This window comes from Kitasatospora sp. NPDC089509, from assembly GCF_044749365.1.
In the GTDB taxonomy this organism is placed as follows: domain Bacteria; phylum Actinomycetota; class Actinomycetes; order Streptomycetales; family Streptomycetaceae; genus Kitasatospora.
In genome coordinates this window covers 1-15,773 of record NZ_JBIVHS010000021.1, presented here as the reverse complement: position 1 = coordinate 15,773, position 15,773 = coordinate 1, and the positions used below count along the sequence as shown (strand labels likewise).

Annotated in this window: 13 protein-coding genes; 10 read left to right on the top strand and 3 right to left on the bottom strand. The window is 73.9% G+C overall.

Going from position 1 to position 15,773, the window contains the following annotated elements:
- Nucleotides 1–7: 7 nt before the first annotated feature.
- Nucleotides 8–979, bottom strand: a complete 972-nt coding sequence (locus ACIP4P_RS32800; RefSeq protein ID WP_400924719.1) for an endonuclease/exonuclease/phosphatase family protein — start codon at nt 977–979, stop codon at nt 8–10.
- Nucleotides 980–1,046: 67 nt separating this feature from the next.
- On the opposite strand from ACIP4P_RS32800, the gene ACIP4P_RS32795 reads away from it, so the two are divergent.
- The 6 genes from ACIP4P_RS32795 (at nt 1,047) to ACIP4P_RS32770 (ending at nt 9,346) form a co-directional block, all read left to right on the top strand.
- Nucleotides 1,047–1,676: a PadR family transcriptional regulator gene (locus ACIP4P_RS32795; RefSeq protein WP_350511884.1), complete on the top strand. Its 630-nt coding sequence runs from the start codon at nt 1,047–1,049 to the stop codon at nt 1,674–1,676.
- 176 nt (nt 1,677–1,852) lie between these two features.
- A complete protein-coding gene (locus ACIP4P_RS32790; RefSeq protein WP_400924717.1) occupies nt 1,853–2,617 on the top strand; it encodes an ABC transporter ATP-binding protein in 765 nt (254 codons plus the stop codon).
- On the top strand, nt 2,614–5,538 hold the full coding sequence (locus tag ACIP4P_RS32785) for an FtsX-like permease family protein (protein ID WP_400924715.1): 2,925 nt from the start codon (nt 2,614–2,616) through the stop codon (nt 5,536–5,538). The genes ACIP4P_RS32790 and ACIP4P_RS32785 overlap by 4 nt, the downstream gene beginning before the upstream one ends.
- 229 nt (nt 5,539–5,767) lie before the next feature.
- The gene (locus ACIP4P_RS32780; protein WP_400924713.1) at nt 5,768–7,171 is read left to right on the top strand and encodes a dipeptidase; all 1,404 of its coding nucleotides are present in this window, start codon (nt 5,768–5,770) and stop codon (nt 7,169–7,171) included.
- Nucleotides 7,172–7,262: 91 nt separating this feature from the next.
- Nucleotides 7,263–8,204, top strand: coding sequence for an NAD(+) diphosphatase (gene nudC, locus ACIP4P_RS32775; protein ID WP_350511888.1), 942 nt, complete (start codon nt 7,263–7,265; stop codon nt 8,202–8,204).
- A gap of 302 nt (nt 8,205–8,506) precedes the next feature.
- Complete coding sequence (locus ACIP4P_RS32770) at nt 8,507–9,346, top strand: GntR family transcriptional regulator (RefSeq protein ID WP_350511889.1); 840 nt, start codon at nt 8,507–8,509, stop codon at nt 9,344–9,346.
- A 25-nt stretch (nt 9,347–9,371) separates the two neighbouring features.
- On the opposite strand, the gene ACIP4P_RS32765 is transcribed toward ACIP4P_RS32770, so the two are convergent.
- The gene (locus ACIP4P_RS32765) at nt 9,372–9,629 is read right to left on the bottom strand and encodes a mycoredoxin (protein ID WP_350506166.1); all 258 of its coding nucleotides are present in this window, start codon (nt 9,627–9,629) and stop codon (nt 9,372–9,374) included.
- A gap of 232 nt (nt 9,630–9,861) precedes the next feature.
- On the opposite strand from ACIP4P_RS32765, the gene ACIP4P_RS32760 reads away from it, so the two are divergent.
- The 4 genes from ACIP4P_RS32760 to ACIP4P_RS32745 all read left to right on the top strand — a co-directional run bounded on the left by ACIP4P_RS32760 (nt 9,862) and on the right by ACIP4P_RS32745 (nt 13,830).
- Nucleotides 9,862–12,129 carry an ATP-dependent DNA helicase UvrD2 gene (locus ACIP4P_RS32760; RefSeq protein WP_400924709.1) on the top strand — a complete coding sequence of 756 codons (2,268 nt, stop codon included), beginning with the start codon at nt 9,862–9,864 and terminating at the stop codon, nt 12,127–12,129.
- Nucleotides 12,130–12,435: 306 nt separating this feature from the next.
- Nucleotides 12,436–12,894, top strand: a complete 459-nt coding sequence (locus tag ACIP4P_RS32755) for a hypothetical protein (protein ID WP_350511890.1) — start codon at nt 12,436–12,438, stop codon at nt 12,892–12,894.
- Between the two features lie 169 nt (nt 12,895–13,063).
- Complete coding sequence (locus tag ACIP4P_RS32750; RefSeq protein WP_396243565.1) at nt 13,064–13,432, top strand: WhiB family transcriptional regulator; 369 nt, start codon at nt 13,064–13,066, stop codon at nt 13,430–13,432.
- The gene (locus ACIP4P_RS32745) at nt 13,429–13,830 is read left to right on the top strand and encodes a hypothetical protein (RefSeq protein ID WP_400924706.1); all 402 of its coding nucleotides are present in this window, start codon (nt 13,429–13,431) and stop codon (nt 13,828–13,830) included. The genes ACIP4P_RS32750 and ACIP4P_RS32745 overlap by 4 nt, the downstream gene beginning before the upstream one ends.
- A gap of 145 nt (nt 13,831–13,975) precedes the next feature.
- On the opposite strand, the gene ACIP4P_RS32740 is transcribed toward ACIP4P_RS32745, so the two are convergent.
- Nucleotides 13,976–15,403 carry an ABC1 kinase family protein gene (locus ACIP4P_RS32740; RefSeq protein ID WP_400924704.1) on the bottom strand — a complete coding sequence of 476 codons (1,428 nt, stop codon included), beginning with the start codon at nt 15,401–15,403 and terminating at the stop codon, nt 13,976–13,978.
- Nucleotides 15,404–15,773 lie beyond the last annotated feature (370 nt).

Sequence of the window (15,773 nt, the reverse complement as noted above, 5' to 3'; positions counted from 1 at the left end):
TTCGGTGTCACAGCGACACCCGGACCAGCAGCGGCCGGTGGTCCGACACCCCGGCGTGCGGCGCCGCCGCCGGGCCCACCGCCGCGCGCGGGACCCCCACCGCCAGCACGTGGTCGAACTGCACCGCCGGCCGGTGCGCGGGGTAGGTCGGCGTCCGCGCCAGGTCGTACCAGCCCTGCAGCCGGGCCCGCGGCTCGCGCACCCGCCGCCGGCGCGGCTCCGCCAGCACCGGCCGGGCCCGCCGGGCCGCCCGCAGCTCCCGCACCCGCGCCCGCGGCGCGGTGCGCTCCAGCGCCGTCGCCCCGCCCAGCACCGTGCGCGGCACCGCGCCGATCAGGTTGAAGTCCCCCAGCACCAGGTAGGGCTGCGGCAGGTCGGCGATCCAGCGCCGGATCCCGGCCAGCTGCGCCATGTTCCAGCCCGGCACGAAGGACAGGTGCGCGGCCACCACGGTGAACGGCCCGCGCTCGCCCTCCAGCACCGCCGCCAGCGCCGCCCGCGGCTCGTCCGGCACCGGGGTCAGCCCGCGCCGCCCGGCCACCCGCAGCGGCAGCCCGAACGGCGCCGGGGCGAACCGCCGGGCCCGCCAGTGCCGCACCGGCAGCCGGGTCAGCAGCGCCGTCCCGTACGAGGGCGGGGCGTCGTCGCCCACCTCGCCCGGCCCGTACACCCGCAGCCCGCTCGGCCCGGACGGCTCCGGCACCCAGCCGGCCACCGGCGCGGGGCGTCCGTGCAGCGCGGCGGCGAAGCGCCAGTCGGTCGCGCCCATCGCCGCGGCCGCCACCGCCGCCTGGTCGGTGCCGCCCGAGCGCGGCTGGTACCGGTCCACCTCCTGGAGGGCCAGCACGTCGGCGTCCAGCGCGGCCACCGCCTGCGCCAACGGCGCGCCCGGGTCCGCCGGGTAGGGCCGCGGCGCCCCGTCCGGGCCGAGCGGCTGACCGTGCAACAGGTTGAAGGTGGCGATGCGCAGCTGGCTCACACCGCACGACGGTACCGGAGGACGCGCGGCTTGAGGCCGTGGGGCATACCGGGTATACATACTGAGTATGTCCATCCGCCACGGTCTGCTCGCCCTGCTCGACCAGGGCCCCCGCTACGGCTACCAGCTGCGCACCGAGTTCGAGGCGCGCACCGGCGCCACCTGGCCGCTCAACGTCGGGCAGGTCTACACCACCCTGTCCCGACTGGAGCGCGACGGCCTGGTCGAGCCCGCCGGTGAGGACGAGGAGGGCCACCAGTTCTACGCCGCCACCGACGCCGGCCGCAGCGAACTGCGCTCCTGGTTCGACACCCCGGTGCCCCGGACCAACCCCCCGCGCGACGAACTGGCGATCAAACTCGCCATGGCGGTGACCGTCCCCGGGGTCGACGTCTCCGCCGTCGTCCAGGGCCAGCGCCGGCACAGCATCAAGGCCCTCCAGGACTACACCCGGCTCAAGGGCCGCGCCCTGGCCGGCGAGACCAGACCCGGCACGGTGCCCTCCGAGAGCAACGAACTCGCCTGGCTGCTCGTCCTCGACCAGCTGATCTTCCAGACCGAGGCCGAGATCCGCTGGCTCGACCACTGCGAGACCCGGCTCGCCCAACAGGCCGAACTCCAGCAGGCCCGCGCCGCCGAGGCCGCCCGCGACGGCGCCGCGAAACCCAAGCGGCTCGGCCGCCGCAGCAACGCCTGACCCGCACCCCGCGGGCCCGGCAGGGCACCGCGGAACCCGCACCGGCCGTTCCCGGCCACGCCCGGAACCCGCACCGGCCGCCACCGGCCACCCGAACCACCCGCCGTCGCGACCGCGCCACCGCACCCGGTCGGCGCCGCGGCGCCGCACCCGTACCCAGCACTGAGGGGGGAACCGTGTCCCACACCCAACAGCCCCGGCAGACACCGGTGTTGCACCTGGAGAACGTCACCCGCGTCCACGGCCAGGGGGCCGCCGAGGTCCAGGCCCTGCGCGGCGTCGACCTCAAGGTCCACCCCGGCGAGTTCGTCGCCGTCATGGGCCCGTCCGGCTCCGGCAAGTCCACCCTGCTCACCCTCGCCGGCGGCCTCGACACCCCGACCACCGGACAGGTCCTGGTCGAGGGCGTCGCCATCGGCGGACTCTCCCGCAAGAAGCTCGCCCAGGTCCGCCGCCGTTCCGTCGGCTACGTCTTCCAGGACTACAACCTGATCCCGGCCCTCACCGCCGCCGAGAACATCTCGCTGCCGCGCGAACTCGACGGCCTGTCCGCCCGCGCCGCCCGCCGCGAAGCCCTCGCCGCCCTGGAGGAGCTCGGCATCCCCGAGCTCGCCGACCGCTTCCCCGACGACATGTCCGGCGGCCAGCAGCAGCGCGTCGCCATCGCCCGCGCCCTGATCGGCGACCGCCGCCTCGTCCTCGCCGACGAACCCACCGGCGCCCTCGACTCCACCACCGGCGAGGCCGTCCTCGCCGTGCTGCGCGCCCGCTGCGACGCCGGCGCCGCCGCGATGATGGTCACCCACGAGGCCCGGCACGCCGCCTGGGCCGACCGCGTGGTCTTCCTGCGCGACGGCCGGATGGTCGACGAGTCCGTCAGCCAGGACGCCGCCAGCCTGCTCGTCACCGCCGCCACCAACAGCGCGAAGGTGGACGAGTGAAGCTCAGCGCCTGGCGGGTCGCCCTGCGCATCGCCCGCCGTGACGCCCTGCGCGCCAAGGGCCGCAGCGCCCTGGTGATCGCCATGGTCGCCCTGCCCGTCCTCGGCGTCACCGGCGCCGACGTGTTCTACCGCAGCTCCACCCTCGAACCCGCCGAACGCGTCGTGCGGATCATGGGCCGGGCCGACGCCGAGATCGACCTGAACGAACGCGGCTCCACCGTCAAGCAGGCCCCCAACCCCGACGACGGCACCCTCACCGACAACCCCAAGTACACGGCCAAGGACGGCGCCGCCCCCGTCTACAACCCCGCCCAGCAGCGCTCCCTCGACACCGACCCGCTCAAGCTGGTCCAAGAGCTGCTCCCGCCCGGCGCCACGCTGATACCCGAACACACCGGTCCCAGCACCGCCGCCAGCAGCACCGAGGGACTGCTCACCACCCAGACCAGCGAAGCCGACCTGACCGACCCGATCTGGAACGGCCGGGTCGACCTGGTCCAGGGCCGCGCCCCCGCCGACGACCACGAGGTCGCCGTCACCCGCGAGTTCCTCAACCGGTCCGGCCTCAAGGTCGGCGACCGCACCACCGTGCGCGGACTGGAATCCACCCCCTTCACCATCACCGGCGCCGTCGAGCACCCCGGCGACCTCAAGAGCACCGAACTCATCGCCCGCCCCGGCGCCCTGGTCGCACCGCTCGCCGCCGGCCAGGCCAGCAACCCGGCCGCCGACCCCGGCCAGGGCGAGGGCCGCACCACCGCCGCCAACCAGGGCCGCAACCCCGCCGCGACCCCCGACACCGCCACCCGCTGGCTGGTCAAGCTCCCCGCCGGCACCACCCTCGACTGGGCCAAGGTCACCGAGTTCAACGGCTACGGCTTCACCGTCGCCTCCCGCACCGTCCTGCTCGACCCGCCCGCCCGCGCCGACGTCCCCTACTACGTCGAAGTGGACAAGCGCTTCGGCGGCTCCGGGACCTCCTTCTTCGACCGCACCTCCGTCGTCATCCTCGCCACCGTCGCCGGCATGGCCCTGCTGGAGATCGTGCTCCTCGCGGGCCCCGCCTTCGCCGTCGGGGCCCGGCGCTCCCGGCGGCAGCTCGGCCTGCTCGCCGCGGCCGGCGGTGACCGCGGCAACGTCCGCGCGGTCGTCCTCGGCGGCGGCATCGTCCTCGGCGTCACCGGCGCCGCCATCGGCCTGGCCCTCGGCGTCGTCCTGGTCGCCCTGTTGCGCACCCAGGCCGAGGACTACGCCGGCCAGCGCTTCGGCCACTTCAACCTGCAGCCCCTCGACCTGCTCGGCGTGCTCCTGGTCGGCCTGGTCACCGGACTGCTCGCCGCCGTCGTCCCCGCCGTCCAGGCCTCCCGCCAGGACGTCGTCTCCGCGCTCACCGGCCGCGACTCGCTCAAGCCCCCGAGCCGCAAGCTCGCCCTGCTCGGCCTGCTGATGCTCGCCGGAGGCACCGCCCTCGCCCTGCTCGGTGCCACCAGCGGCTTCGCCAGCCGCAGCCTCGCGGTCCTCGGCGGCTCCGCCGTCGCCGAACTCGGCATGGTCGCCCTCACCCCGTACCTGGTCGGCCTGTTCGGCAAGCTCGGCCGCTGGCTCTCGCTCGGCCCCCGGCTCGCCCTGCGCGACTCCGTCCGCCACCGCGGCCGCACCGCGCCCGCCGTCGCCGCCGTGATGGCCGCCGTCGCCGGCTCCGTCGCGGTCAGCATCTACCTGGCCAGCTACGACGACCAGCAGCGCCAGGAGTACGTCGCCTCCGGCCCCGCCGGAGCCGTCATGCTCGGCGGCTGGATGGCCGACGCCGACAGCAAGCTGCTGCCCCAGCTGCGCGACACCGTCGAACGCACCATGCCGAACATCGGCCCGCGCGCCGACGTCTCCCGGGTCACCTACAAGGGCGACTGCTCCGGCGGGGCGCCCTGCGGCTTCGTCCAGATCGAACTCCCCAAGGAACTGCGCTGCCCCGCCTTCGACGGCGACCCGGCACGCTCCGAGGAGGAGATCACCCGGATGATGAAGGCCGACCAGCGCTGCCAGACCCACGCGCGCGGGGGCAACCACTTCAGCTCCCTCACGGTCGGCGACGCCACCCTGCTGCACAACCTGTTCGGCGTCACCGACCCGGCCGTCGGCCAGGCCCTCGCCGCCGGCAAGGCCGTCGTCTTCGACCCCCGCTACATCAAGGACGGCAAGGTCATCGTCGAGACCGACGACCCGGTCGACTACAACGCGCCCAGCGCCACCAGGCCCAAGCAGGTGCGCACCGAGCACGCCGTCGACGCCGTCCTCGCGTCCGCCACCGTCCCGGCCTCCGGCCAGGCCGTGCTCAGCCCGGACACCGCCACCCGGCTCGGCTTGGGCACCCGCCCGGCCGGCTCGGTCTGGCTGCCCGAGAGCGCGCCCACCGACGGCGCCGAGCAGAAGACCAACGGCGCGCTGTCCAAGGTCAGCGAGCAGGTTCGGTTCACGGTCGAGCGCGGCTACCAGTCCCGGGCCGGCCTGATCGGCCTCGGCCTGTCCGGCTTCGCCGCCCTGGTCGCCCTCGGCGCCGCCGGCATCGCCACCGGACTGGCCGCCGCCGACTCCCAGCGCGACCTGACCACCCTCGCCGCGGTCGGCGCCGAACCGCGCATCCGGCGCTCGCTCTCCGGCTTCCAGTGCGGGGTGATCGCCGCCATGGGGACCGTGCTCGGCGCCGTCTGCGGCGTCCTGCCGGCGGTGGCCCTGCGCAAGGTCCAGGGCCAGGCGGCCAGCTTCCCCGGGATGTCCCCGGAGGAGATCGCCCTGAAGTCGTCCGTGGTCTTCCCCTGGCCCACCGTCGCCGCCACCGTCGTGGTGCTGCCGCTGATCGCGGCGGGCCTGGCGGCGGTGCTCACCCGCTCGCGGATCTCGCTGCTGCGCCGCACCGGCTGAGCGGCACCGGCCCCCCGGCACCCCCGCCCGCCGTTCCGCGGTGGCGGGGGTGCCGGCCGTCGGCTGTCGGTGGTGGCGGTGGCGGTGACAGTGGCGGGGCGCGGGACGTTGCCGGAGGTCGGCGGGGGTGGCGGAGGTCGGCGGGGGTGATGGAGGTTACAGCCCCGACCGCGCCCGGCAAGCGGACGGCCGGGGCGGGCACCCGCACGGGCGAACTACAGTCGTCGGTATGACGAGAACCCCGGACAGCGCCGTCCGCTCCTTCATCGGCCGCCACCAGGCCGCCTTCCTCGCCGACCTGGGCGAATGGCTGGCCATCCCGTCGGTCTCCGCCGACCCGGAGCGGGCCGGCGACGTGCGCCGCTCCGCCGACTGGCTGGCCGCCAAGCTGCGCGACACCGGCTTCCCGGTGGCCGAGGTGTGGGAGACCGACGGGCTGCCGGCGGTGTTCGCCGAGTGGCCGTCCGGGGACCCGTCCGCGCCGACCGTCCTCGTCTACGGGCACCACGACGTGCAGCCCGCCGCCAAGGAGGACGGCTGGGACACCGAGCCGTTCACCCCCACCGTGGTCGACGGCCGGCTGTACGCGCGCGGCGCGGCCGACGACAAGGGCCAGGTGTTCTTCCACACCCTCGGCGTGCGCGCCCACCTGGACGCCACCGGCCGCACCGCGCCGGCCGTCAACCTCAAGCTGCTGATCGAGGGCGAGGAGGAGTCCGGCTCGCCGAACTTCGCCGACCTGGTCCGGCGCGAGGCCGCCCGACTGGCCGCCGACGTGGTCGTCATCTCCGACACCGGCATGTGGTCCGAGACCACGCCGACCGTGTGCACCGGCATGCGCGGCCTCGCCGACGCCCAGCTCGACCTGTACGGGCCGGACAGCGACATCCACTCCGGCTCCTTCGGCGGCGCCGTCCCCAACCCGGCCCAGGTCGCGGCCGAGCTGGCCGCCGGCCTGCACGACGCCGACCGCCGGGTCGCCATCCCGGGCTTCTACGACGGGGTCGTGGAGCTCACCGAGCGCGAGCGCGAACTCTTCGCCGAACTGCCCTTCGACGAGGCGCAGTGGCTGCGCGTCGCCAAGTCGTACGGCACCCGCGGCGAGGCCGGGTACTCCACCCTGGAGCGGGTCTGGGCCCGGCCGACCGCCGAGGTCAACGGCATCTGGGGCGGCTACACCGGCCCCGGCGGCAAGACCATCGTGCCGTCCTCGGCCCACCTCAAGCTGTCCTTCCGGCTGGTCGCCGGGCAGGAGGTGGAGCAGGTCCGCGAGGCGGTCCGGGCCTGGATCGCCGAGCGGGTCCCCGAGGGCGTCCGGTACGAGCTGGTCTTCCCGGGGGTCACCCGGCCCTGCCTGACCCCGCTGGACCACCCGGCACTGGAGTCCGTCGTCCGCGCGATGGGCCGGGCCTTCGAACAGAAGATCCTCTTCACCCGCGAGGGCGGCTCCGGCCCCGCGGCCGACCTGCAGGACGTGCTCGGCGCGCCGGTGCTGTTCCTCGGCGTCTCGGTGCCCTCGGACGGCTGGCACTCGGTCAACGAGAAGGTCGAACTGGACCTGCTGGCCAAGGGCGTCGAGACCGCCGCCTACCTGTGGGGCGACCTGGCCGAGAACTTCCGGCCCGGCGCGTGAGCGGGCTTCCGAGCCCGTTCGCGCGCCCGCTTTCGCACCATGGCAGTCAGATCACTCATCCGGATGATTCACCACGTGGGGATGGAACGACGTGAGCACCGTGCCTGAGACCGAGCGTCCGCGGGCCCTGGCCCTCGCCAGGGCCGGGGTGGACCGGGCGGCCGAGCACCGCTTCGACGAGCCCTGGCTGGCCGCCGCCTGGAGCCACCCCACCACCCGGGTGCTGCCGATCGCCGGCGGCGAGGCCTTCGTGGTCGACACCGCCGAGGGCACCGAACTCGTCCTGCTGCCCTCCTTCGAGGCGCCGCAGACCGGGGACCGCTACTTCCTCGGCACCGACCAGGACGGCGTCTCCTACTTCGCGCTGGCCGGCGAGAGCCTGCCCGGCCGACTGGACGGCGACGCCCGCCCGGCCGGACTGCGCGAGGTCGGCGCGCTGCTGTCCGACCGCGACGCCGGGCTGCTGGTGCACGCCGTCGCCCTGGAGCACTGGCACCGGCTGCACAGCTTCTGCTCGCGCTGCGGCCACCCGACCGAGAAGGCCGGCGCCGGGCACGTGCGGCGCTGCACCTCCTGCGCGGCCGAGCACTACCCGCGCACCGACCCGGCGGTGATCATGGTGATCACCGACGAGCAGGACCGCTGCCTGCTCGGCCGCCAGGCGCTCTGGCCGGAGGGCCGCTGGTCCACCCTGGCCGGCTTCGTCGAGCCGGGGGAGTCGATCGAGCAGGCGGTCGCCCGCGAGGTGCAGGAGGAGGCGGGGGTGCGGGTCGGCGAGGTCCGCTACGTCGCCAGCCAGCCCTGGCCGTTCCCGTCCAGCCTGATGCTCGGTTTCACCGGCAAGGCGGTGCCCGGCGGCACCGAGATCACCGTGGACGGCGAGGAACTGGCCGAGGCGCGCTGGTTCTCCCGCGAGGAACTGCGGGCCGGGATGGAGGCCGGCGAGATCCTGCCGCCCTCCGGCATCTCGATCGCCCGCCACCTGGTCGAACTCTGGTACGGCGAACCGCTGCCCGCGGCGGCGCGCTGGTAATCCTGTACGAATTTCCCGGCCGATCCGGAGGTTTCCCGGCCGGTTCGGGCGTTTTACCGGTCCGCCCGGACGTTTACCGGCCGGTCCGGGCGGTTCCGCGACATCGGGGGCGCGTGGTTTATGCCGCGCGCCCCCGAATTCCTTTCCAAGCCCTTCCCGAACCCCTCACGACCAGCTGTTCGTGGCCGGACGGGCCAGTTCTGCTACCGCAGCGCACCCCGGAACCCCCACCGCCGACCCGCCCGGACGACATTGCCGGAAACGGCTGAAACCGTGTCACCGCGCTCGCTACATTCACTCGGGTGACAATCCCCCGGGGCACCGCCCAATCCCCCAAATACCAGCGCCTCGCCGCCGACCTGCGCCGCCGGATCGCCGAGGGCGAGTTCACCGCCGACGCCGCCCTGCCGGTCGAGAGCGAACTGGAACGCCAGTACGGCGTCGCCCGCAACACCGTCCGGCTCGCCGTCGACGTCCTGGTCAACGAAGGCCGCCTGGTCCGCCTCCAGGGCAAGGGCACCTACCTGCGCGAACACCCCGTGCTCGACCACCGCGCCTACGGGCCCACCCTGCCCCCCGCACCGCGCGACTGCCTCGCCGCACCCGCCGCCGTCTACCTCGGCGAAGCCGCCGACGCCGGACGCGAACTCAGCACCGACTTCGAGATGATGATCGTCCGGGCCCGGGTGGACATCGCCGAACGCCTCGGACTGCGCCCCGGCGAGGCCATCGTCGTCCGCCGCCAGCTGCGCCTGCTCGACCGGGAGCCGTACTCCATCGAGGAGAGCCACTACCGGGCCGGACTCGCCGCCGGCACCCCGCTGATGGAACCCGACCCCGTCGACGGCGGCGACGAAGCCGTCCTCGCCACCCTCGGCCGCACCGAGATCGGCGCCGTCGACCACCTCGTCGCCCGGATGCCCGGCCCCGAGGAGGCCCAGTGGTTCCAGGGCGGCCCCGGCGTCCCGCTGGTGGTCCAGACCCGGGTCACCTACGACCGGCGCGGCCCCGTCCGGGTCATCGAGACCCGCTACTCCGCCGACCGCAGCCGGCTCGTCTACGGCATCGGCGACCTCGGCGCGCGCACCACCCTGCCCGCCCCCGCCACCCCCGTGGACCCCGCCCGGGCCGACGCGCCGTGAGGCACGCCGACCCCGTACCGCCGCGTCAGGCCGCCAGGGCCTTCTTGACCTGGATCAGGCTCGGGTTGGTCATCACGACCTGCTCGCCGCCGCCCACAGGCTGGACCAGCACCGTCGGCACCGTCTGGTTGCCGCCGTTCACCGACTCGACGAACGCCGCCGACGCCGGGTCCTCCTCGATGTTGATCTCGGTGTAGCCGATGCCTTCACGGTCCAGCTGACTCTTGAGCCGGTTGCAGTAACCACACCAGGTCGTGCTGTACATCGTCACGGTGCCGGACATCGAGGGGGCTCCTTCGGAAGAGGGGTTCGTACGTTCTCACAGCCGCAACGTCCACCGCGCGGCAGGCATTCCGGCATGCCGTCGGAAGGTTCGAGCCGCGACCGGGCAGCACTTCGGACCACGGTCGGCCGGCCCCTGCGGGGCGTGGCCGGACAGCATGCGGAGCGATCATCCTGCGATCACACCGGGCCTGTGGACAACCCAGCCCCGGTTGTCCGCCCGGGCTGAGAGGATGGAACGCATGCAGGAAGACCTCTTGAGCGGCAGCCCGTACGACGGTCCCCACGGCTCCCCCTGGGCCGACCCCGTCGCCGCCACCGGCCCCGACGCCGTGCTCGCCGGGCTCGACCCCGAACAGCGCGCCGTGGCCACCGCCCTGCACGGCCCGGTCTGCGTCCTCGCCGGCGCCGGAACCGGCAAGACCCGCGCCATCACCCACCGCATCGCCTACGGCGTGCGCAGCGGCGTCTACCACCCGGCCCAGGTCCTCGCCGTCACCTTCACCGCCCGCGCCGCCGGCGAGATGCGCGGCCGACTGCGCCAGCTCGGCGCCGAGGGCGTCCAGGCCCGCACCTTCCACTCCGCCGCCCTGCGCCAGCTCCAGTACTTCTGGCCCCGCGCCGTCGGCGGTCCGGTGCCCCAGCTCCTCGAACGCAAGGTCCAGCTGGTCGCCGAAGCCGCCGGCCGCTGCGGGCTGCGCGTCCAGCGCACCGAACTGCGCGACCTCACCGCCGAGATCGAATGGGCCAAGGTCACCCAGACCGCTCCCGAGGACTACCCCGCCGCCGTCGCCAAGTCCGGCCGCGAAGCCCCCCGCGACCCCGCCGAGACGGCCCAGGTCTACCGCGTCTACGAGGAGACCAAGACCCGCCGCGGCAGCATCGACTTCGAGGACGTCCTGCTCCTCACCGCCGCCATCCTGGAGGACCGCCCGGACATCGCCGAGCAGGTCCGCAGCCAGTACCGGCACTTCACCGTCGACGAGTACCAGGACGTCTCCCCGCTCCAGCAGCGCCTGCTCGACCAGTGGACCGGCCCCGACGGCGGCGCCAGCCTCTGCGTCGTCGGCGACGCCAGCCAGACCATCTACTCCTTCACCGGCGCCACCCCCGACTACCTGCTCAACTTCCGCAGCCGCCACGCCCAGGCCACCGTGGTCAAGCTCGTCCGCGACTACCGCTCCACCCCCCAGGTCGTCCACCTCGCCAACGGACTCCTCGCCCAGGCCCGCGGCGAGGCCGCCCGGCACCGCCTCGAACTCGTCTCCCAGCGCGAGGCCGGCCCCGAACCGGTCTACACCGAGTACGAGGACGAACCCACCGAGGCCGAGACCACCGGCCGCCGGATCAAGGACCTCCTCGCCGCCGGCGTGCGCGCCAGCGAGATCGCCGTCCTGTTCCGCACCAACGGCCAGTCCGAGGTCTACGAACAGGCCCTCGCCGACCTCGGCGTGCCCTACCAGCTCAAGGGCGCCGAACGGTTCTTCGAACGCCCCGAGGTCCGCGACGCCGGCGTCCTGCTGCGCGGCGCCGCCCGCGCCGCCGACGACCCGCTCACCGCCGGCGCCCCCGACCTCGCCGGCCAGGTCCGCGCCGTCCTCGCCAGCCGCGGCTTCACCCCCGAACCGCCGGCCGGCTCCGGCGCCGTCCGGGACCGCTGGGAATCCCTCGCCGCCCTCGTCCGGCTCGCCGAGGAGTTCGAGCGCACCCGCACCGCCGAGGGCCTGACCACCGACCTCGCCGCCTACGTCGCCGAGCTCGACGCCCGCGCCGCGGCCCAGCACGCCCCCGCCGTCGAAGGCGTCACCCTCGCCTCCCTGCACGCGGCCAAGGGCCTCGAATGGGACGCCGTCTTCCTGGTCGGCCTCACCGAGGGCACCATGCCGATCATCTACGCCAAGACCGACGAACAGATCGAGGAGGAGCGCCGCCTCCTCTACGTCGGCGTCACCCGCGCCCGCAAACACCTCAGCCTCTCCTGGGCCCTCTCCCGCTCCCCGGGCGGCCGCGCCTCCCGCAAGCCCAGCCGCTTCATGGACGGACTGCGCCCCGGTTCCGCCGCCCCCGGCGCACGCATCGGCGCGCGCGGCGGCCGGGGGAGCGTCGAGTCCGGCGAGCGCTCGGCCGCCCGACGGGTCCGCGGCCCGGTCAAGTGCCGGGTCTGCGACCGGGCGCTCACCGATGCCGTCGAACGCAAACTGCGCCGCTGCGAGGGCTGCCCGTCCACCATGGACGAGGGACTGTACGAACGGCTGCGCGAATGGCGGGCCCGGCAGGCCAAGGAACAGGGCGCCCCGGCGTACGTGGTGTTCACCGACGCGACGCTGATGGCGATCGCCGAGGACGTGCCCGCCAGCCGCCAGGAACTGGCCCTGATCTCGGGGGTCGGTGCCATGAAGCTGGACAAGTACGGGGCAGCCGTGCTCTCGTTGTGTGCGGGGGAGGAGCCCGAGGAGGGTCCGGACGGTGTCGAGGACGACGGTCCGGTCGATCCGGCGTGAGCCGGCACGGGCGCGGTCCAGGGGACTGCTCGGGGTACTTCAACAGCCGCTGCGGAACGTCGCGGCGACGGCCGTGCGACACCGCGCGGACCGTACCGTCGATGGCGTCGCGTGAACTCGCGTGAAAAATAGTTTGCGCGGCGTACCGGGAGCGCAATAGCCTGCCGGAGCGGTCAAGGGGACGCGGTCGCACGGGGTGAAACCTGTGCCGATCCCCCTCGCCACACAGCTATACCGAGACAGACATCCGAACATTCGGAGCCAGGGGAACCAGGCTCCGCGAGACGCCGAGAGGAGGCGAAGACAGTGGGAAACATCATGATCACCAAAATGACTGGCCAGACCGTTGTCGCTGCCTCCCTGCGTGCCGCCCGTCTGCGGGCGCTCGCCGAGCTCGGTGGAACCGGTCTGGGTCTCGACGCCACCGGTGTCTCCGTCGCCTCCGTTGTCAGTGGTCTTGGACACACTGATCTGTGCCTCACGGACGGCAGGAGTGTCGAAGGCTCCGTTGTCGAGACCGGTCTGTCCCGTGGCTGGGTGTCGGTCGCCGCGTCGCGTCCCGAGTGCGATGAGCGACCGCTCCAGGCACCGAAGTCAGTCGTAATCGCCGCCATGCATGGCGACTATGCGCAGGCCCTCGGTGCCGGAAACGCCCAGAAGCAGAACGAGCAGCAGATTAACCAGGCCATGGCCGCCTTCAACGGCGCCAAGGCCGTCCGGATGCGGGCCTTCCGCGGGCCTGAACCCTGGAGAGAACGAACCTGAGTCAGCCTCAGGTCGGCACCTCCAGGGCCGCGGAACCCGTCACACCGGGATCCGCGGCCCTTCTGTTTTGTCCGGTACGCAAGACCACCCAGGCCCTCCGGGGCCTCCGGCCCAGCACCACCAGTCCACTGGGCCGGAACCACTGAGAAGACGAGAGAAGACGCCCACAGTGTCCACGGTCATCACGCCGCCCATCCCGTCCGTACCGCCGACAAGCCAGATCACCAAGGCCGACCAGGCCGACCCCCCGGAGGTTCCGTTCATGCAGCTCAACTCGATCGAGCAGGCCGAGGCGCTTGGTCTCCCCATCCCCTGCCGCGCCTTCGACCCCGAGGTCTTCTTCGCCGAGACGCCCGCCGACGTCGAGTACGCGAAGTCCCTCTGCGGCACCTGCCCGGTGAAGGAGGTCTGCCTGGCCGGCGCCCTCGAGCGTCGCGAGCCGTGGGGCGTCTGGGGTGGCGAGCTGTTCGTCCAGGGTGTCGTCGTGGCCCGCAAGCGGCCGCGTGGGCGTCCGCGCAAGACCGAGGTCATGGCGTGAACCCGGCCCACGAAGCCAGGGCCGTCCGCCGGGGAGAGCAGCCCCCGCTGGACAGCGCCCTCCGCCGATCCGTACAGCTCGCCGCCGCCAAGGCCGACGCAGCAGCCCGCACCATCCCATTCCCGAGCACGCACCACGAGCAGGACCACCACATGACCCCCGCCGCCATCGATCCCACCGTCCGCGCTGAGCAGACCACCGAACTTCAGATCCAGAACAGGACCCTCGAAATGCAACTTCTGCATGAATCCCTGGCCCGTGCCCATATGCAAGACAGGCTCCACGAGGCCGAGGAACAACGCCTCGTCAGCCGGGTCGCCCGGGCGCGCAAGCTCCGGCAGCGGGCCGAGCGGGCCTCGCTGCGGGCCCGCAAGGCGATCGCCGTCGCGTTGATGTAGCCGCTCCCGCAGCAGGCGCGTCAGCGCGCTGATCCGACTGACCCCCGTCGTGCCGCAGGCCGCCCCCCGTTCGCGGGGAGCGGCCTGCGGCCGTTGTCGTCGGTGGGTGCCGGGTGGGCCCCGGCGGGGAGCGACGGTCGGTGGGTCAGGGGCGGGCGGGCTTGGCCTGCGTCGCCGACTTGGCCTGCTTGGCCGCCGTGGCCTGCCGGGGGGCCTTCGCCGGCTTCGTCGGCTTCGTCGGCCGTTCGCCGGAGAACTCGGGCAGCCAGTCCAGCATCTCGGCGCGGAACGGCGCCTTGGCGCCCAACTGGCACAGCACCCCGATGGTGCTCAGCGTCACCCGGTGGATCAGCAGGTACGCGGGCGGCAGGTTCAGCTGCTTGCCCAGGTTGTAGGCGGGCGAACGCGGATCCGCGATCCGGGCCGCCTGGGCGCGCATCCACGTCCGGGTGAAGTGGAAGTTGTCCACCGCGGCCGGCTCGATGATCGGCCGCAGGTAGTCGAGCACCGCGGCCGGGTCCAACTGGATCGAGGGCTTCACGAAGCCCTCCTCGCGCAGCATCTTCAGCACGCCCGCCGCGTCCCCGTCCAGGGCCATCCGCAGCGAGGCCCCGATCGGGGCGGGCAGCCCGCCCGGCAGCCGGTCCACGGTGCCGAAGTCCAGCACGCCCAGCCGCCAGCCCTCGGCCGGGCCTTCGTCCTTCAGCAGCCGGAAGTTGCCCGGGTGCGGGTCCGCGTGCAGCAGACCGGTCCGGGACGGGCCGGCGAACAGGAAGCGGGCCAGCAGCCGGCCGGCGCGGTCACGCTCCTCCTGGGTGCCGTTCGCGATCACCTCGGCCAGCGGGGTGCCGTCCATCCACTCGGTGACCAGCACCTGGTCGGCCTGCGCCACCACGCCAGGCACCACGATGTCCGGGTCGCCCGCGAACTCCTCGGCGTGCCGACGCTGGGCCTGGGCCTCCAGCTCGTAGTCCAGCTCCTCCGAGACGCGCTCGCGCAGCTCGGTGATCAGCGGCTTGATGTCCAGCCCGGGGATCAGCGGGCCGAGCAGCCAGGCGACCCGACTCAGCTGGGAGAGGTCGGCGAGCAGTGCGTCGCCCGCTCCCGGGTACTGCACCTTGACCGCGACCTGCCTGCCGTCGTGCCAGACCGCCCGGTGCACCTGGCCGATCGATGCGGCCGCCGCCGGACGGTCGTCGAACTCCAGGAACAGCTCGCGCCAACTGTCGCCGAGCCGCTGGGCGAGCGCGGTGTGCACCTTGGCAGCGGGCATCGGGGGAGCGGCGTCCTGCAGCTTGGTGAGTGCGGCCCGGTACGGGCCGGCGACCTCCTCGGGCAGTGCGGCCTCGAAGACGGACAGCACCTGCCCGAACTTCATTGCGCCGCCCTTGAGCTCACCGAGGACCTTGAACAGCTGATCGGCGGTGGCCTGCTGCAGCTCGGCCGTCACCACCTCGGCCGACCGGCCGCCGATGCGCTTGCCCAGCCCGAGCGTGGCACGACCGGCTATCCCCAGCGGCAGGGCGGCGAGCCGTGCCGTGCGGGTCACTGCCTTGCGCGGAAGATCGCTCACCCGGGCCTCCATTCCCCTGGCCCCCCGACACCGGACGGCTCACCATCACTAGGCCATTGTGCCCGCTTCGCGGGCTGCGTCCGCCGGTATTTCACGGGGGCCGGGCCGCGCTGTTGACGTTCCGGGGGCCCGCCCCTCCCCCCCCCACCCCCCACCCGCCCTCCTCCTCCCACCTCACCCGCCGCCCACGCACCCACCTCACGTGCCCGCACCTTCCGGAACCGCGGCTCCCGCTCCTCCCGGCCCGGGGGGGGGGCCCCCCCCCGGGGGGGGCCCGGGGGGCCCCCCCGGCGCCCGGCCCGCCCCCCCCCAACCCCCCCCCGCCCGGGCCCCCGGTGCCAGGGCCCCGGCACCCCCCCCAGCGGCCGAT